The organism is Pantoea pleuroti (assembly GCF_014156615.1).
GTDB lineage: Bacteria > Pseudomonadota > Gammaproteobacteria > Enterobacterales > Enterobacteriaceae > Pantoea > Pantoea agglomerans.
The window spans coordinates 664,068-682,778 of the sequence record NZ_SBFD01000003.1 but is presented as its reverse complement, the minus strand read 5'-3'; the positions used below and the strand labels follow the sequence as shown (position 1 = coordinate 682,778).

The following is an 18,711-nucleotide window of genomic DNA, read 5'->3' as shown; positions in this document are numbered from 1 at the left end:
CCGTAGCGCCGATGGTAGTGTGGGGTCTCCCCATGCGAGAGTAGGGAACTGCCAGGCATTAAATAAGTGAAGAAGCCCCGCACGAAAGTGCGGGGCTTTTTTACGTCTGCGCTTTGCCACATTAAGCTGAAAATGTGACCTGCGGGCATGCGGTATGTCACCCTTAACTCCCCATTATTCACTTCTGAATGACCAGCAACCCGCTGATTTTTCGATAATTAGCGACATGGCTCACAATAATAATCTCGGATTACGCCGCCTTTACCTTCAGTAGACTTAAATGCTTTACTCACTCCTTTAAACGCTGTTGATCAGCAAGGAACAGAGGTAAGGCATGGCACCCACAAATAATAAAACTCAGACGGATGATACAAAGAAACGTATCTGGGCTATCGTCGGCGCGTCATCGGGTAACCTGGTTGAGTGGTTCGACTTCTACGTTTACTCCTTCTTCTCACTCTATTTTGCCCACATTTTCTTTCCGCAGGGCGATACCACGACTCAGTTGTTACAAACAGCGGGCGTTTTTGCGGCAGGATTTTTAATGCGCCCGATTGGCGGCTGGCTGTTCGGCTATATCGGCGATAAACATGGCCGAAAAAATTCGATGCTGGTTTCGGTCTGCATGATGTGTTTTGGTTCGCTGGTGATCGCCTGCTTACCCGGTTATGAAACAATCGGTGTTGCTGCGCCCGTCATTCTGCTGCTGGCGCGTATGTTTCAGGGATTATCGGTGGGCGGAGAATATGGGACCAGTGCAACCTACATGAGCGAAGTGGCTCTGGAAGGACGCAAAGGATTCTACGCCTCATTCCAGTATGTCACGCTGATTGGTGGCCAGTTAGCGGCGGTACTCACCGTCGTAGTACTCCAATTTCTGCTGACGGATGCAGAGCTGCGAAGCTGGGGCTGGCGTATTCCGTTCTTCCTCGGCGCACTGCTCGCCGTTGTCGCATTATGGTTACGACGCTCACTAGAAGAGACCTCAGATAAGACGAGCCGCGAACATCGCGATGCGGGTAGCGTAATCGGGTTACTGCGCAATCATACCCGCCCCTTCCTGATGGTGCTGGGTTTCACCGCAGGCGGTTCCCTGAGTTTTTACACCTTCACTACCTACATGCAGAAGTATCTGGTTAATACGTCAGGTATGGATCCTAAAACCGCCAGCGGCCTGATGACCGGTGCGCTGCTGGTTTTTATGCTGATTCAGCCGATTATCGGTGCCCTGTCAGATAAAATCGGTCGTCGCACCTCGATGATGGTTTTTGGCGCGGGCGCGGCCATCTGTACGGTCCCCATTCTGACGCTGTTGCAAAACGTGCAGAGCCCTGGTGTGGCTTTCCTGTTAATCATGCTGGCGCTGCTGATTACCAGCTTCTACACCGCCATCAGTGGCATTCTTAAAGCAGAAATGTTTCCGCCACAGGTGCGCGCACTGGGTGTAGGACTATCTTACGCAGTAGCGAATGCGATCTTCGGTGGGTCGGCAGAGTATGTTGCGTTGCTGATGAAGCAGCAGGGGATTGAGACGACTTTCTTCTGGTATGTTTCAGCGATGGGCGCAGTGGCATTTCTGGTGTCGCTGTTGCTGCACAAGCGCGGTAAGGGGATTAAGCTTTAACAGAGAAAGCTACTGACTCAGATTCCACAGGACAATGCCGCTGGCAGCACCGGCGGCATCCCAGGCGAAATCTTTCCAGCTCCAGCCGCTGCTATTCGGGCGGCTGTCATACCACTCTTTTCCCGCCCCAGGAGTTAATGAAAACAGTCTGGCTTTGCAGGTCAGAATGGTGCTGACGCTGCCCATATTCACTACCGGCAGCGGCCAGAACTGCAGAGGCGACAAAATGCTCCGCTTTATCTTGTCCGGTCCACTGATCTTCCGCCATATGGGCGCATCCGCTACACAACAACACAGCAAGCAGCACACTTCGCATAGTAGATGCCTTTTCGGCCGCAGTGATTAAAGAATCCGGCTGATCAGGCGATCGATACGTATCCGGCGCAGACGGCGAATCAGTTTGCGCACCTTGGCCGGGTAATCAGCAATACTCTCAAGCTCACGGAAATGCGTCACTACCGTTGTGTTCTGCCGGATTAACGTCAGTTCCTTCTCACGCTGAGCCGCTAACTCCTGATGAGGATCGTGGATCAACACTGCATTTTCCAGATCGAGCCGCCAGGCACGTGGATTGAGGTTATTACCGGTAATCAGCTGCCATTCGTCATCAACCCACATTCCTTTAAGGTGATAACTGTTCTCGCCATCCTTCCACAGTCTCACGACCAGCTGATCGGTCGTAACATAGTAGTGCAAACGACTCATAAAGCGACGCAGATTGATTTCATACAGGTAAGGCAGCGCACCGATGATTTTGAACGGCTGCTCGGGCGCAATATAGAAGTCATTGGCCGTTTTATCACCGACGATGATCTCAACCTGTTTTCCCTGACGCAGAAGATGAATGATATTACGTACCAGCAAGGCAGGCATGTTGAAGTAGGGGGTACAGATGATCAGCTTCTGTTCCGCACAGGGCATCAGGTGGAAAATGGTTTTATTGAGCAAGCTATGCTTACCCAGACCGACCAGCGGCGTGACCGTCAGTTCATCGTTGCCAGCATTGCCTTCAAACTGATAATTGAAGCCGCGCAAATCCTGACGGAACTGGCGTGTCTCGTTTTTAATTTCAGGACTTGAGGGACGCTCAGCAAAATCGAGTCGGTTTACCGCTTCCGCTGACTTCAGATTGAGCGTAATCCAGTCATACATAGTATTGGTCAGCTGGGAATTACGGATAACCTGATAACGGTCATAGCGATACTTATCATGCTGATGCAGGTAGACATCATTGATGCTGGCACCGCTGTAGAGCAGCATGTCATCAATAATGAACCCTTTAAGGTGGAGCACGCCCAGCGCTTCACGGGTATTGACCGGGATACCATAAACCGGGATGGCGATATCCGGATAACGTGTCGCCATTTCGCAATACCAGTCGGCATTGGTTACGCCTCGCGCTGCGCCAATTCGGCCACGCTGTGCACGGTGCCAGTCAACCAGAATCGAGATATCCAGCTCCGGCCGCGCCTGCTTCGCACTATAAAGCGCATCCATGACGGCACGTCCGGCATCATCATTTTCCAGATAGAGCGCAACAATACAGATGCGAGTCTGCGCTGCCGCAATTTTCTCCAGCAACGTCTGGCGAAATTCGGCAGGCGAGTAAAGTGTCGACACATCCGCAACGGATTGTGACAGTTTCGGCAGCTGTGCGAGGTGTTGTTGGTGTTTGTTACGTTTAAATTTAGACAACATCACAGTGCACTTCTTCTCTGTTCATTGCATGGCCTTTTGCCATCAAATCAGGGTTATAACCACAAATAATAACATCAACTTCGCCGATTCGAACGTTTTTTACCTTTCTCTACAAGGTTAGTTGATCTCATTCTGTAAAGACAATTTCAGACTGACAATCCCGTCATCCAGTTGAATATCAACATGAAAATTGAGCTTTCGTGCCAGCGTAATCATGCCTCGGTTATGGGGCATGGTGATACCGTTCAATTGTTGCAAGCCGTGATGCCGGGTGTAGCGGATCATCTTTTCCAGCAGGCGACGGCCCATGCCTAAGCCTTTCAGGTCGGAACGGACCAGCACCGAAAACTCCGCATCAATGTTATCTGCATCAGAGATAGCGCGGGTGACGCCGATGATCTCGGGTCGTCCATGGTGCTGACGTACCGCCACAATTGCCATCTCGCGGTCATAATCGATCTGGGTCATGTTGGCGAGATCATCATGAGTAAACTCACTGATTTCACTGAAGTAGCGGTAGTAGAGATCTTCTTTAGTGACCTGACTGATGAACTCGCGCAGCAGGGGTTCATCCTCTGGCAGAATGGGCCGGAACAGGCAGAATTGCCCATCCTTTAACTCCACCTGCTCTTCCAGATGCTGAGGATAAGGACGTATTGCCAGCCGTGCTTCGTTATCGCCGTGGAACGGAGCCAGCGTCAGGGTGACATCCAGCAGGGTAAAATCATTGCCCGCCGCCAGCAGCGGATGAATATCCAGTCGCTGGATCTCCGGGCAATCCACCACCAGGTTAGAGACCTGCACCAGCAGCTGGCTTAAACCGGGGATATCCAGCGGATTCAGTGCGCTGCGGCTGCGGATCTTTCCACTCTTGATCGCCTGAATCACCAGATAGCGTGCCAGCGTCATATTCAGCGGGGGAAGGGCAACGGCAGCCTGTTTATCTGCCTGCCATTCAACGCCGCCTTCCCCCAGCATAATGATCGGGCCAAACAGGGCATCCTGTTCGACCACGACCCGCAGCTCCTGTGCGCCTGCACGACTCGCCATGCTCTGAACCAGCAGCCCTTCGATACGTGCCTGCGGCAACGTCTGTTTTACCCGATCAAAAATAGCCTCAGCGGCATGCTCCACTTCGCTGGCATTACGCAGGTAGAGCATCACGCCCTGCACCTCCGATTTATGCGCGATATCGGGTGAACGCAGTTTTAGCGCCACCGGATAGCCAATCTGATCGGCAATCGCCACTGCCGCCTTACTGTCGCTGGCGATCCAGGTCGGCAGCGTGGCCAGGCCGTAAGCCTGCAACACCGGCTGCACTTCGTGGGTATCCAGCGCGGTAACACCGCGCTCCAGCGCCTGTGACAGCAGCTGGTGTGCATGGGCACTGTCCAGGTTCAGGGTGGCGGGCAGGGCAGGGGTTTCGCGCAGCTGCTTCTGGTTACGGCGGTACTCAACCTGATGCATAAAGGCGGTCACTGTTCCCTCTGGCGTGCGCCAGGTCGGTATCCCCGCCTGCGTAAAGGCTCGGCGCGCGGCTTGCGAAGAGAACTCGCCGCTCCAGTTGGTCAGCAGCGTCACCAGCTTACCGCGCGGGTGACGGGCGATGGTGTCGATCAGATGTCCGGCCGTTTCAGTCGCGGGCGCGACCGCGCTTGGCGCATGAATAATCATCAACGCGTCAAGTTCATGGCTGTCGAGCAGGATCTCTGTGCAGGCGGCATAACGTTCCGCTGTGGCGTCATCTTTTAAATCCAGCGGGTTGCCGCGGCCTGCGCCAGCGGGCAACAGCGCCTCGAGCTGCTGAATCGTCTGCTCGCTGAGCTGTGCCAGTTTCCCATTGCGGGCATAGAGCTCATCCAGCGCCAGCGCGGCGGGGGCGGCACCATTACTGATGATCATCAGCCTGTCGCCACGCAGCGGCCGCATATGACTCAGCGACTCAACGGCGGAGAAGAGCTCATGAGTATCCTGCACCCGCAGTAACCCGGCACGCTGAATGGCTGCATCCCAGGCGGCGTCCAGACCGCTGTGGGTGCCCAGCAGCGCCTGTGCTTCCCGGCTGCGACCACTCTTGATCACCAGAATCGGTTTATTACGGGAGGCGCTGCGGGAGGCGGAAACAAAACGACGCGCATCGCTGAGGTGCTCCAGATAGAGCAGGATAGCGCTGGTTTTACCGTCGCGAGCCAGGAAGTCGAGCAGATCATCGACATCGGTATCCAGACTGTCACCCAGCGCGATAAACCAGGAGAAACCGAGATTACGCTGCTGCGCCCAGTCGAGAATGGTGTTGGATACGGCGGCGGACTGAGAGATAAATGCGATACGGCCTTTCTCTATCGGCACCGGCGAGAAGCTGGCATTCAATCCCTGCCAGGGGGCCAGCAGGCCAAGACTGTTCGGTCCCAGCAGCCGTATCTGCCACTGGCTGGCGCAGGCTTTGAGTTCGGCCGACTGGCTGGCGGGCGCAGAGAGAATAATGCAGGCCTTGCAGCCTTTTTCACCGAGCTGTTGCAGCAGTTCGAGGTTACGTTTTGAGTGGGTGCAGATCACTGCCAGGTCTGGCGCAAAAGGTAAGCTGTCGATGGTGGGCCAGGCCAGTACGCCGCTGACCGCTTTATATTTTGGCGTCACCGGCAACACCGGTCCGCTAAAACCGCCTGCCAGCAGGTTACGCATCATAAAGTATCCGGCGCGCCCTGGCGTGACCGAGGCACCAATCACCGCAATTGATTTAGGTCGTAACAGCGCTTCCAGTCCGCGTTGGCTCATCTCGCTCTCCAGAGTTCGGGATTTGCGTGATTGTAAACGCTTTTTGCTGGCAGTGCTTCCGGACAGATCGCAGGCTGCGCATCCCGATTTTAATCTCTGTCACCGCAGGGACGCTCCCGCCGGAAGGTGACCGGGCGATTAAACCTGTCCGGCGTGGTGCGGTTTTCCTGCCAGATAGGCCGCGCGGAACTGATCAAAATGGTGAGACAACGCCTCAGCCGCCAGACGATCGCCCGCCTGCGCCAGCAGCGCCGCGGCCACTTCAGCGGTGCAGTGCTGACCTGCGCCGTGGGCTTCACGCAGCGTATAGCGCGACGGGGTGCTGACATCCAGCGACATCACCGGCAGGGCGTCGAGCCAGGGGCTTTTACGGAACATTTTGCGGGCTTCGGTCCAGGTGCCATCCAGCATAATAAACAGCGGCGGTTTGCCACTGGCGGGCGGCGTTGTCAGCACTTCGCGACCGGGGTCGGCATAGGCGGCCGGGAAAACCACCAGCGGCTGATAATCGGGATTGCGCACCGCCGCCAGCAGCAGCGGATCCGGCTCGGTGCGTGACCAGCCAAAAGCCTGAGTATCCGGCAGAATATCGGCAATCAGCCGGCCGGTGTTACTCGGCTTCATCGGCTCGGTATCAAACATCACCAGGCAGAAGCGGCTTCGGGCGGACTGCGGCACGATCTGACTGCAGAGACAGTTGACCTCTGGCAGCAGGCAGCCCTGACAGCGGATGACCCGATTCCCGCGCGCGAGGAAAGGACGGGTGGATCGGGCCAGGCGTTGGGTGCGCAAGCGCAAAACAGCATTATCAGACATGAGTATTCAGGGCAGGAAAAACGTCAGTGTAATCGAAGCGCAGGCGAAAAGGAAAAGGCCAGCCACGCTGGCCTCTGAAGATTAAAGTGACTCATCCAGCCATTCATTGAAAGGCGCTTTGGGCATCGCGCCATTCAACATGTCGACCCGCTCGCCGTTCTTAAACAGCATGATGGTCGGGATACTGCGAATGTTGAAACGGGCGCTCAGGGCCGGTTCCGCTTCGGTGTTCACTTTAATAAAGCGGACTTTACCACTGCGTTCACTGGCGACATCTTTAAACACCGGCGCAAAATTGACACAGGGTCCGCACCAGGGCGCCCAGAAATCGATCACCACCGGCAGATCATCCTGCAGATATTTGTCAAAGTTAGCGCTGGTGGCATTCACCACTTCGCCATCAAATAACGCATTTCCACAGCGACCACATTTCGCCACGTCGGCAAGGCGTTCTTCAGGAACGCGATTGGTTGCCTCACAGGAAGTGCATACCGTATTCATAGGAACCTCTGATGTTGAAAAGTGTCAGTCTGGTAAATATTGTTCATTATGAAAGGGGACGGATTCCCTCTCAATCTGGATTGCTCTATAGGTTCAATAGTTGATAGCTAAGCGCCAGCACATCAGGTAATCTGCGCGCTCTCAATGCAGGAGGAAGACATGAACGACGAATTTAAAGGCAAGAGCGGTAAGGTTAAGGTGATGTACGTGCGTGGCGAGGACGATAAAAGCGCGCGCGCGCCTAATCCTCGTACAGGCAAAGGTGGTCACGCTGCTGCCCGTTCGGATGATAATCGTCGTTCGTCAGGCCCCCGTACTGAACGCAGTCAGGAAGGTGGTCGCTCCGCTGGCCGTCGCAGCGATGACACCGGTCGCAGCAGTTCACCGCGTCGTGATGAAGGCGGACGTGGCGCTCCACGCCGTTCAGACGATGGCGCAGGCCGCCGCAACGAGCGTGGCGATGATAATCGCGGCGCCTATGGCAGCAGCGATTCCCCATGGCGCACCGTGTCTCGCGCGCCATCAGCAGATCGTCCGGCAACCGAAAGCGATAAGCCGGATCACGGCGGCATCAGCGGCAAAAGCTTCGTCGATCCCGAGCAGATCCGTCGTCAGCGTAACGAAGAGACGCGCGTCTATGGTGAGAACGCCTGTCAGGCGCTGTTCCAGAGCCGTCCTGAAGCGATTGTTCGCGCCTGGTTCGTGCAGGAAGTGACACCGCGTTTCCGCGAAGCGCTGCGCTGGCTGGCGGCTAACCGCAAAGCCTATCACGTCGTGGAAGATGCAGAGATTACCAAAGCGTCAGGCACTGAGCATCATGGTGGCGTCTGCTTCCTGATCAAAAAGCGCATGGGGATGGCGGTTTCTGAATGGCTGAGCCAGGCGAATTCCAAAGATTGCGTACTGGCACTGGAAGATGTCAGCAACCCGCATAACCTCGGCGCGATTATGCGCAGCTGCGCGCACTTCGGCGTAAAAGGTTTGCTGGTGAACGACGCCTCGTTGCTGGAGTCCGGCGCAGCGGTACGTACCGCAGAAGGTGGTGCTGAGCATGTGCAGGCCATCAGCGGCGCAACCTTCAGTGAAGGTCTGGAAGCGTTCCGTAAAGCGGGTTACACCATCGTCACCACCTCCAGCCATCAGGGCACGCCGCTGGCGCAGGCTCAGCTGCCGGAGAAAATGGTGCTGGTGTTAGGGCAGGAGCGTGAAGGTCTTTCTGACACCGCGTTCAAACAGGGTGACATGAGCCTGTCGATTGGCGGCACCGGCAACGTAGAAAGCCTCAACGTCTCGGTCGCAACCGGCGTACTGCTCGCCGAATGGTGGCGTCAGAACGCATAAAAAAACGGGCCGAAAGGCCCGTTTTGCTTTGTCACATCAGTGCGCACCACCACCACCGCCGCCTGCGCTAAACGGCGGACGAGCAAACCAGATCAGCACCAGCAGAATCAAAAAGACCCCCGCCGACGCCCAGAAAATTTCATTTGCTGAAATAATCAGTCCCTGGTTAGTAATCTGCTGCGCGATCCAGGCCGACGCCTGCTGCTGCGTCATCCCCATGCTCTCCAGCTGGCTATACATCTGCTGCGAATTGACGTTGTACGGGGTGATCGACTCCGTCAGGTAGCTATGATGCATCGACTCGCGGTTACTCCACATAGTGGTGGTAATCGACGTTCCCACCGAGCCTGCAAAGGTACGCATAAAGTTCGACAGGCTGGAGGCAGCGGCCATGCGCTCCGGCGGCAATCCCGACAGCGTAATGGTGGTCAGCGGCATAAAGAAGCAGGCCACGGCAAAGCCCTGAATAAACTGCGGCCAGGCTGAGGCACCAAAGTCCATTCCCGGTTCAAACGTATACGCGCGCCAGTAGAAGCAGACGGCATACATAATGAAGCTGAACGTGACCAGCCGTCGCATGTCGAGCTTATGAGCAAAGCGTCCGATGATCGGCGACAGGATCACCGGCAAAATGCCCACCGGCGCAGACGCCAGACCGGCCCAGGTTGCGGTGTAGCCGTAGACCTCCTGCAGCAGCTGCGGCAACAGAACAATCGAGCCGAAGTAGAGCATATAAGCCAGACTGATCGACAGGCAGCCAATGGTGAAGTTGCGCGACTTAAACAGCGACAGGTCAATGATCGGGTGATCGTCCGTCAGCTCCCACACCAGCAGGACTGACAGCGCAATCACGGCCACTACCCCGAGCACGATGATCTCGGACGAGTTAAACCAGTCGAGCTCCTTTCCGCGATCCAGCATCACCTGCAAACAGCCGATCCCCACCACCAGCAGCACCAGCCCGACCATATCGATCCGCCGGATTTCGGTTTTGGTTTCCCGGCCACGCAGGGTTTGCAGCGTCAGTATCACCACCGCCACACCAATGGGCACGTTGATAAAGAAGATCCAGCCCCAGTGGTAGTTATCGCTGATCCAGCCGCCCAGTATCGGGCCACAGATCGGTGCGACGATCACCGTCATCGCCCACAGCGACAGCGCAACACTGCGCTTGGCGGGCGGATAGTTGTTGAGCAGCAGACTTTGCGACAGCGGGATCAGTGGACCCGCGACGATCCCCTGAATGACGCGGAAGAAGATCAGCATCTCCAGGCTGTCTGACATGCCGCACGCCCAGGAGGCGATAGCAAACAGAATGGTCGACCAGGTAAAGAGCTTCACTTCACCGATGCGTTTTGCCAGCCAGCCGGTCAGCGGGATCGAGATCGCATTGGCCACACCAAACGAGGTGATCACCCAGGTTCCCTGGGAGTTCGACGCTCCCAGATTACCGGCAATTGTGGGGATAGCCACGTTGGCGATGGTCGAGTCCAGAACCTGCATGAACGTCGCCAGCGACAACGCAATGGTCATCAGGACCAGCGGCATTCCTTCAAGCGGTTTTTGTGCCATTACAGCCTCCGCGTCATCATCCGGCGTTGGCGCGGACGATATCGGTGATCAGCTGATTGACCGGCGCAAGGTCAATCGCCAGTGCGTTGCTGCTGTAAGCGGCTTGCTGACGGGCGCTGGTGGCCAGCGCGCTGCCCTCTTTGCTGGTGGTATCGATTTTAACCAGCGTTGAGAGGCCAATACGCAGCGGATGTCTGGCGATATCTTCCTGATTCAGTTCGATACGAACCGGCAGGCGCTGAACCACTTTGATCCAGTTACCGGTGGCATTCTGTGCCGGCAGCAGTGAGAAGGCGCTGCCGGTGCCCATATCCAGTCCTGCAACTTTGCCCTGATAAACCACTTCGTCACCATAGATGTCGGCAACCACGGTGACAGGCTGACCAATACGAACGCCAGCCAGCTGAGTCTCTTTAAAGTTGGCATCGACCCACAGATTCGTTGCAGGCACGACGGCAAGCAGTGGGGTGCTGGTGGAGATTTGCGAACCGACCTGTACGCTGCGACGGGAGACAAAACCATCCATCGGGCTACGGATTTCGGTGCGCTGCAGCGCCAGCCAGGCGTCACGCAACTCAGCCGCACTCTGTTGCACGGCAGGCTGATTTTCCAGTGAGGTGTTGAGGATCATCGCCTGATTCGCATTGTATTGCTGAATCGCCACGTCCAGTTGTGCTTTGGCCGTCGCGACGGCATCGCGGGCGTGCTGCAGCTCTTCACGGCCAATCAGATTAGCCGCACCTAACGGCTCACGGCGTTTCAGGTCAGCCTGTGCCTGCGCCAGAGCGGTCTGTTGCAATGTAATGCTGGCCTGATACTGTTTGCCATTAATCATCAGCTGATGCGTCTGACGCACGCTGGTGGCGAGTGCCGTCTGCGCTTTTTCAAACGCCTGCTCCGCATCCGTCTTATCCAGTGAAACCAGCACATCGCCTTTTTTGACGAAATCGGTATCTTCAAACCAGACTTTATTCACGCTACCGGAGACCTGTGCCATCACCTGCACCTGGTTACCCGCAACGTAGGCATCATCCGTTTCCTGAAAATGGCGCAGGACCAGGAACCAGTAAACTCCCCAGGCAATACCAATCAGCACAAAGATCAGCGCCAGCACGATGAGCACACTTTTACGCTTCTTCTTTTTGTTGGCTGACGGTTGCGGGCTTTGTGCTTCTGCCGTTGCACTCATGTCTTTCTCCACGTTTTCCATTTAGTCGGGGGACAGAAATCCCTTTTCGCCAGCGCCCGAGTCGAAAAAGCCAGCGACTGAGCGCTGGCCAGATAAAAAAGGAAATTAAAATAACGGTTCCGACAGGTGATTGTGTCGCACTTATTGCTATTAGCGGGAAAGCGAGGCGATCAGCTGATCTTCATCCATTTTATCAAGACGATTAAGTAGCTTACGGGTGATGCCTTCTAGCTGCGACTTCTCATCGACGGAGAGCGATGACCAGAGGTACTGAAGGCTCTGATGCTGAGGTGGCAGCAGCTGACGCAGGAACTCCATCCCTTTATCGGTCAGATGCAGATGCAGGCAGCGACGGTCGTGATCGCTTTCGCGACGCTCAATCCAGCCGCGCTTTTCCAGCTCATCAGCAATGCGCGTGGCATTGGTGCGTGAAGAGCCGAGGGCAGAGCTGAGCTCAGAGGGCTGAATACTATGGTTTTCCTGTGCATCCAGCGTAATCAACGCCATAAACAGGGTTTCATTAATACCCTGTGCTTTCAGCATCTTATTGCGGTTGTCCAGCAGTTTACCCTGCATATGCATACAGAGACGCGTCAGAATAATTTCCTGTAACGGAAAATCCTTATGGCGATTGGCACGGATGTTTAGCATCTGCTCAATGGGAGTAAACGAACTTTCCATTAAAAAAAACCTCACTAATTGCAACTTGTATAATAACTATGGTGACAGGATAAGCGTAGTCACTTTTTGGCAGGTGATCGCTGACAGAATCACTATTCACCATCAAAGGCGTTCCAGGCCATTCCCTGGCCCTGGGTCAAAAACCCGTACGTCCGGCGGCAGCCGCTGTGCCGGAACGTAATCAAAAAGGGGGCAAATTTAATAATATCGCGGGGAAAAATAACTGAAGTGAATAGGTTTGCTACTAACCATAACAAACCTAACCATTTGTGACCAGACGCAATGCGCTGTCCGGCCAGGCTTCAGTTGATTTTTTCCGGCTCAAAGCGCGATCCGGCCGCCCAAATCAGCAGATTAACCACAGTCAGCAGCGCGCCAGCGACACAGACGCCATACCAGCCCCAAAGATGGTAAGCGGTCGCGGAGAGCAGTGAGCCGGCCGCGCCACCCATAAAGTAGCTGGTCATGTAGCCGGCATTAAGACGGTTCCGCGCCTCCGGCATCTGCGCATAGATCACGCTTTGATTGGTGATATGGACGGCCTGTACCGCCAGATCCAACAACAGGATGCCGACGATCAGCGGCGCAAGCTGCTCCGCGCCCCACGCAATGGCGGCCCACGACAGCAGCATAAGCAGCAGGCCCAGCCGGGTGGTCAGCTTCGCTTTACCTTTGTCAGCCAGCGCGCCCGCCTGACGTGCGGCCAGCGCACCCGCGGCACCGACCAGCCCCAGCAAGCCAATCTCGCCCTCTGAGAAGTGATAAGGCGCCCCGGCGAGCAGAAAGGCCATTGAGGTCCACAGCAGGCTGAAATTGGCAAAGGAGAGGCAGCCGGTCCAGGCGCGGGTGCGGAGCACCCGATTACCGGCATACAGGCGAAAGATGGAGGCCAGCAGCTGCGGATAGCTCATGGGCACAGACTGTTTCACGCGTGGCAGCGATCGCCACAGCGCCAGGGCCATCACCACCATCAGCAGGCTGGCAGTCCAGTAAACGGTACGCCAGCCGCCAAGCTGCGCCAGGCCGCCTGCCACGGTGCGCGCCAGCAGAATCCCCAGCAGCAAACCGCTCATTACCGTCCCTACTATTTTGCCGCGCCGCTCCGGCTCTGCCAGCGTGGCGGCCAGCGGCACCAGGATTTGTGCGGCGACCGAGAACAGGCCGGTCATCACCGTGCCCAGCAGTAAAAAGAGAAAGGAGTGCGAAAGGGCGATAATCACCATGCCCGCAGCAGCCAGCAGGATCATCGTGACAATCAGGCTGCGTCGTTCAAACCGATCGCCAAGCGGTACCAGCAGCAGCAGACCGCAGGCGTAGCCCAGCTGCGCCGTGGTGACAATAAATCCGGCGAGGCTGACAGAGAGATCAAACTGTTGGGCGATGGTATTCAGTAGTGGCTGAACGTAGTAATTACTGGCTACGCAGAGGCCGGTTGCTACTGACATTAGTATTACTAAAGCAGGCGTCAGACCCTGGCGAGTCGCATTCATAAACAGCATCGGTCGCTAATAATCATTTGAGGTTAATAGTAACTCAAAAAACTATTTCACACGCATGTTTATTAACAGGCCATACCAGTCGGGATCGCAGGCATAAAAAAAGGGCAGAAAAATTTCTGCCCTCAGATAACTGCCTGACTAGAAGCGTATGCTCACTGAGCCAGCACTTTTATCAACCGCCCTGGGGCGGAAATGTTTTCAGGTTATTGCGCGGCGGCCTGCGCCTCGCTGATCCATTTATCGAACTCAGCCTGATGCGCCTTAATCCAGCCATCCACATGACGGTTAATCGCCTCTTCTGAGTTTTGTCCGGCATGCATTGCTGAGTTTTCAGCATTGATATCGGTAATGGGCAGCTTCATTACCGCAAACAGACGGGCAGCCGCCGGGTTTTTCGCCGCCCAGGCTTTGTTGGCGACGATGTGCATGGTGTTAACCGGGAAACCGTAGTTCGCGCCGTTTGGCAGCTTAGTATCCACATCCTTCTGTTCGCCAGGCAGCGAAGAGAACGGCACCTGCAGCCAGACCACATCGCGGCCCGGCTTCAGCACATCGCTCAGCCAGTAGGGCGTCCAGGTGTAATAAAGAATCGGTTTACCCTGTTTGTAGCGTGCCAGCGTATCCGCCACCATCGCCGAATAGTTACCCATATTGGCGGTCACGGTATCACTGAGACCAAAAGCGCTGTTCTGATGATTAATCACCGCTTCACAACCCCAGCCTGGCGTACAGCCGGTCATATCCGCTTTGCCATCGCCGTTGGCGTCAAACAGGCTGGCGATCTTAGGATCTTTCAGCTGTTCGATATTGGTGATGTGATATTTCTCGGCGGTCTTCTTATCAATCAGATAACCCTGGGCAGCACCGGTAACGTAAGTTCCCTGACGATAGAGCTTCTGATCGCCACCGGCGGCTTTGTACATGTCGTCATGCAGCGGCTGCCAGTTCACTGCGGTAAAGGTGGCGTCGCCAGCGGCGATAGAGGTGTAGCCAACGTTGTAATCCACTTCACTCGGTTTGCTGACCTGATAGCCGAGTTTTTCCAGCGCGCGGCTGACAATCAGGGTCTGAAAAGTCTCTTCAGCGATAGTGCTCTGTATGGGTTGTACCGTAATACCTTTGCCCGGCATATCGGCAGCGTAGACGTGTGAAACGGCCAGCGTGGTTACCACGGCGGCGAGCAGAGAGGCTCTGTTGCGCATAGTCATTCCTTATTTCAGATGTCGCGTCAGGATGGGCGGCGCGCAGGCACCGCCCGACAGATTATTTTTTACGCGAAGGAGAGAAGATCAGGCCCAGCGGGCCGGTGTGATACCAGTGGCGATTACCGCGGCTGCGGCTATCGCGACCAAAAGATTGGGTCAGGCGGTCAAGGATAATGGCAAGGATCACAATCCCTACGCCACCCACCGTAGCCAGCCCCATATCGAGACGGCCAATACCGCGCAGGACCATCTGACCGAGTCCGCCCACGGCGATCATCGAGGCGATCACCACCATCGACAGCGCCAGCATCAGGGTCTGATTGACACCCGCCATAATGGTGGGCATCGCCAGCGGCAACTGCACTTTGAATAGCAGTTGACGCGGACTGGCACCAAAGGATTCGCTCGCTTCGATCAGATCGGCGGGCACCTGCTTAATGCCGAGAATAGTCAGACGCACAATCGGTGGCAGGGCGAAGATAATCGTGACCACCACGCCTGGCACGTTACCGATACCAAACAGCATTACAATCGGCACCAGATAGACAAAGGCGGGTGTCGTCTGCATCGCATCCAGCAAGGGACGTACGATACGCGCAGCCCGTTCACTGCGGGCCAGCCAGATCCCCAGCGGCAGGCCGATGAGAATGCAGAACATCAGCGCGGTAAGCACCAGCGCCAGCGTGACCATCGCCTGTGACCAGGCGCCAATTGCACCAATCACGATCAGCGATACCAGCGTGGCGATGCCCATGGCGGGCGTCGCGATCTGCCAGGCGATAAGTGCAAACACCAGAATCGCTACCGGCGCGGGCATCCCCAGCAACAGCTGCTGAAAGGCGCTGAGAATATAGTCAACCGGCACCCGGATACCCTGAAACAGCGGGCGGAAATGGTTGACCACCCAGTCGATGCCGGTAGTCACCCAGTGATCAAGCGGGATCCAGGTTTTGTGGAATGGATCCATGATATTGAAATGTTCCGGCGCGGGCGCAGGGGCGCTGTTGAGCCAGTCACTGCTGCTGGCTGCATCGGGTGTCGCGCTGCCATCGGGCGTGCCCCAGGCATCGGCACCGCCGCTGCTGGTGGGCGCAGCCTGACTGCTGGCGGCGGTGCCGCTATCCCACGGATTGGTGGTTTCCTGACTCATGGCTGGGCTCCTTCACGATCTAACGCGCGCAATAGCGTGCTTTTGGAAATGATACCGACATACTGATTCTCCTCACCGACCACTGGCACCGCACAGGGCGCCTGAGCGACGTGCGAGAGCAGATCGCTCAGTGAGGTATCGGCGGGCACCGCGGCTGGCGAGTCGAGGAGGGCGCTATCGAGTCCCAGACCTGCTGCCAGCGCGGCTTTCAGCGAGTCGGTGGAGACCACGCCAAGAAACTTCTGTTTCTCCAGCACGTAGCCATAGTCACGGTCTTCATCCTGCAGCAGCTTAATGGCGGAGCGCGGGCCGAAACCTGGCGCTTTGCGGATCAATGCTCCCGCGCTACGACGGGCGATATCTTTGGCGCTGAATACGTGGCTGATATCGACGCCACGGAAAAAGGTGCGGACATAGTCATTGGCTGGGTTATTCAGGATTTCATCCGGCGTACCAACCTGTATCACTTCGCCGCCCTGCATAATGGCAATACGGTCGCCAATACGCATCGCTTCATCAAGATCGTGGGAAATAAAGACGATGGTGCGCTGATGCCTGGCTTGTAAATTAACCAGCTCATCCTGCATTTCAGTACGAATCAACGGATCCAGTGCGGAGAAGGCCTCATCCATTAATAAGATGTCGGGATTGATGGCCAGGGCGCGGGCTAATCCGACGCGCTGTCGCATCCCTCCGGAAAGTTCATCCGGGTAAGCGTGCGCATAATTCTCCAGCCCTACCTGACGTAACGCTTCCAGTGCTTTTTCCTGGCGTTCAGCCAGTGCGACGCCCGCTAATTCCATGCCAAATGCCGTATTATTTAATACATTCATGTGCGGCATCAAAGCAAATGACTGGAATACCATACTGATTTTATTTCTGCGCACGTCACGCAGTTCGCTGGCTGATATTTTGGCAATATCGACACCGTCAATAATCACCTGGCCGCGCGTCGGCTCTATCAGACGATTGAGAAGGCGAACCATGGTCGATTTTCCTGAGCCGGATAATCCCATGATGACGAATATCTCGCCTTCTTCAATGGCCAGACTGGCGTTCTTTACGCCAAGGGAGAGCCCGGTCTTCTCAAGAATGACATCTTTGGTCGCACCCTTTTCAATATATTTAAACGCGCGTTCCGGATTGTCGCCAAATATTTTATAGAGATTTTTTACTTCGAGCTTAATAGCCATGCAGTCATTAAATCCTGGTTGAAATATCTAATATTATCCTGTCGTTCCCGCTGAAATTTAAGCAGGCCATACCGTAGCACACTGACGTTATCTGACAACCCTGAAGTGGGATATTGACCGGCCGCGGGACATTCAGATGCCGATTATCTTCAGTGCTCACAAGGGATAAGCGCGGATTAATTTTTTGTGAAATTATTGGGGGGGTTATTGGCATTTCAGCCGATTTGCCGTGTGAAAGGGAGAAAAACAAGCGTCACCAGGGTGAAATATTACGGAAATAATGGAGTCCGATGCAGGGAAATAATCACGCCTGAAACGATCATATTAAGTGGAATAATCGGCCGTAAAAAAAGGAAATGCGGGGTGAGTGAAAGTCAATAAACGGTGAAATAGTCAGGCTGTGTTGCAGTGATAATTTTTTCTTATGATTAGTCGGGGTGGCGCGGCTGACGCGGCACTGCCAGTGAAAACCGGATGCTGAAAAAACAGCACCCGGTAACCCTCAGAAATTCCAGTCTTCGTCTTCGGTTTCGACCGCTTTTCCCATCACATAAGAGGAGCCTGAACCGGAGAAGAAGTCGTGGTTTTCGTCGGCGTTGGGCGACAGAGCCGACAGAATAGCCGGATTCACCGCTGTCAGTTCCGCCGGGAACAGCGCCTCGTAGCCCAGATTCATCAACGCTTTGTTGGCGTTGTAGTGCAGGAAGGTTTTCACCTCCTCTACCCAGCCGACATCGGCATAGAGCGCCTCGGTATAAGCCACTTCGTTCTCATACAGCGCCAGCAGCAGATCATAGGCGAACTGCTGCAGCTCTTCGCGGCGCAGATCGTCAGCGGCAGCCAGCGCCTGCTGATATTTGTAACCGATGTAGTAACCGTGTACCGCCTCATCGCGAATAATCAGGCGAATCAGGTCAGCGGTGTTGGTCAGCTTGCCACGGCTCGACCAGTACATCGGCAGCCAGAAGCCGGAATAGAACAAAAACGACTCCAGGAAAACGCTGGCGATCTTCTTCTTCAGCGGATCATCGGCCTGGTAGTGTTCCAGAATGATGCGCGCCTTGTTCTGCAGCGGCGCATTCTCTTCGCTCCACTGATAAGCGGCATCCACATCCTGGGTGTTACACAGAGTTGAGAAGATCGAACTGTAGGAGCGGGCATGCACCGCTTCCATAAAGCTGATATTCGACAGCACCGCCTCTTCATGCGGGGTAATGGCATCTTCCATCAGCCCCGGCGCACCGATCACGTTCTGGATAGTGTCGAGCAGCGTCAGGCCGGTGAATACCCGGATGGTCAGCTGCTGCTGCTGTTTATCCAGCGTCTGCCAGCCGGGCAGATCGTTGGAGAGCGGCACTTTCTCCGGCAGCCAGAAGTTGCTGGTGAGACGATTCCACACCTCAAGATCTTTGTCATCCTGAATGCGGTTCCAGTTAATTGCCTGAATCTGTTTTAGTTTCATCGTTT

At 55.5% G+C, this 18,711-nt stretch carries 14 protein-coding genes and 1 pseudogene; 2 read left to right on the top strand and 13 right to left on the bottom strand.

Translation table 11 applies throughout. From position 1 onward, the window contains the following. The first annotated feature begins 334 nt into the window (after positions 1–334). Positions 335–1,624 carry an MFS family transporter gene (locus tag EPG66_RS10745; protein WP_163657860.1) on the top strand — a complete coding sequence of 430 codons (1,290 nt, stop codon included), beginning with the start codon at positions 335–337 and terminating at the stop codon, positions 1,622–1,624. A 9-nt stretch (positions 1,625–1,633) separates the two neighbouring features. Here the strand turns inward: EPG66_RS10745 and EPG66_RS10740 are convergent. The 5 genes and pseudogenes from EPG66_RS10740 to trxC form a co-directional block, all read right to left on the bottom strand. Next, positions 1,634–1,940, bottom strand: a pseudogene (locus EPG66_RS10740) (YfiM family lipoprotein). Between the two features lie 26 nt (positions 1,941–1,966). After that, complete coding sequence (pssA, locus tag EPG66_RS10735; RefSeq protein ID WP_109651069.1) at positions 1,967–3,322, bottom strand: CDP-diacylglycerol--serine O-phosphatidyltransferase; 1,356 nt, start codon at positions 3,320–3,322, stop codon at positions 1,967–1,969. Between the two features lie 117 nt (positions 3,323–3,439). Further along, on the bottom strand, positions 3,440–6,097 hold the full coding sequence (locus EPG66_RS10730) for a bifunctional acetate--CoA ligase family protein/GNAT family N-acetyltransferase (RefSeq protein ID WP_109651067.1): 2,658 nt from the start codon (positions 6,095–6,097) through the stop codon (positions 3,440–3,442). A 138-nt stretch (positions 6,098–6,235) separates the two neighbouring features. Further along, a complete protein-coding gene (locus EPG66_RS10725) occupies positions 6,236–6,913 on the bottom strand; it encodes a tRNA-uridine aminocarboxypropyltransferase (protein WP_031594478.1) in 678 nt (225 codons plus the stop codon). Between the two features lie 81 nt (positions 6,914–6,994). Further along, positions 6,995–7,414 carry a thioredoxin TrxC gene (gene trxC, locus EPG66_RS10720; protein ID WP_163793337.1) on the bottom strand — a complete coding sequence of 140 codons (420 nt, stop codon included), beginning with the start codon at positions 7,412–7,414 and terminating at the stop codon, positions 6,995–6,997. Between the two features lie 159 nt (positions 7,415–7,573). Between trxC and EPG66_RS10715 the strand changes: the two genes are divergently transcribed. Then, entirely contained in the window at positions 7,574–8,755 is a 1,182-nt protein-coding gene (locus EPG66_RS10715) for a tRNA/rRNA methyltransferase (protein ID WP_109651065.1), read from the top strand. A 36-nt stretch (positions 8,756–8,791) separates the two neighbouring features. Here the strand turns inward: EPG66_RS10715 and emrB are convergent, their stop codons facing one another. The 8 genes from emrB to nrdF form a co-directional block, all read right to left on the bottom strand. Beyond that, the gene (gene emrB, locus EPG66_RS10710; RefSeq protein WP_010257793.1) at positions 8,792–10,327 is read right to left on the bottom strand and encodes a multidrug efflux MFS transporter permease subunit EmrB; all 1,536 of its coding nucleotides are present in this window, start codon (positions 10,325–10,327) and stop codon (positions 8,792–8,794) included. Between the two features lie 16 nt (positions 10,328–10,343). Next, on the bottom strand, positions 10,344–11,516 hold the full coding sequence (gene emrA, locus EPG66_RS10705) for a multidrug efflux MFS transporter periplasmic adaptor subunit EmrA (protein ID WP_010257791.1): 1,173 nt from the start codon (positions 11,514–11,516) through the stop codon (positions 10,344–10,346). A gap of 150 nt (positions 11,517–11,666) precedes the next feature. Further along, the gene (mprA, locus tag EPG66_RS10700; RefSeq protein WP_003850381.1) at positions 11,667–12,197 is read right to left on the bottom strand and encodes a transcriptional repressor MprA; all 531 of its coding nucleotides are present in this window, start codon (positions 12,195–12,197) and stop codon (positions 11,667–11,669) included. Positions 12,198–12,499: 302 nt separating this feature from the next. Continuing rightward, positions 12,500–13,687, bottom strand: a complete 1,188-nt coding sequence (locus EPG66_RS10695; RefSeq protein WP_031594474.1) for an MFS transporter — start codon at positions 13,685–13,687, stop codon at positions 12,500–12,502. Between the two features lie 212 nt (positions 13,688–13,899). Then, positions 13,900–14,898, bottom strand: a complete 999-nt coding sequence (gene proX, locus EPG66_RS10690) for a glycine betaine/L-proline ABC transporter substrate-binding protein ProX (protein WP_182686725.1) — start codon at positions 14,896–14,898, stop codon at positions 13,900–13,902. 61 nt (positions 14,899–14,959) lie between these two features. Further along, positions 14,960–16,051 (bottom strand): glycine betaine/L-proline ABC transporter permease ProW, encoded by a 1,092-nt coding sequence (proW, locus tag EPG66_RS10685; protein ID WP_022624068.1) that lies wholly within the window; start codon positions 16,049–16,051, stop codon positions 14,960–14,962. After that, positions 16,048–17,244, bottom strand: a complete 1,197-nt coding sequence (gene proV / locus EPG66_RS10680; protein ID WP_031594472.1) for a glycine betaine/L-proline ABC transporter ATP-binding protein ProV — start codon at positions 17,242–17,244, stop codon at positions 16,048–16,050. The genes proW and proV overlap by 4 nt, the downstream gene beginning before the upstream one ends. 502 nt (positions 17,245–17,746) lie before the next feature. Further along, the gene (nrdF, locus tag EPG66_RS10675; protein ID WP_010257777.1) at positions 17,747–18,706 is read right to left on the bottom strand and encodes a class 1b ribonucleoside-diphosphate reductase subunit beta; all 960 of its coding nucleotides are present in this window, start codon (positions 18,704–18,706) and stop codon (positions 17,747–17,749) included. Between the last annotated feature and the right edge of the window lie 5 nt (positions 18,707–18,711).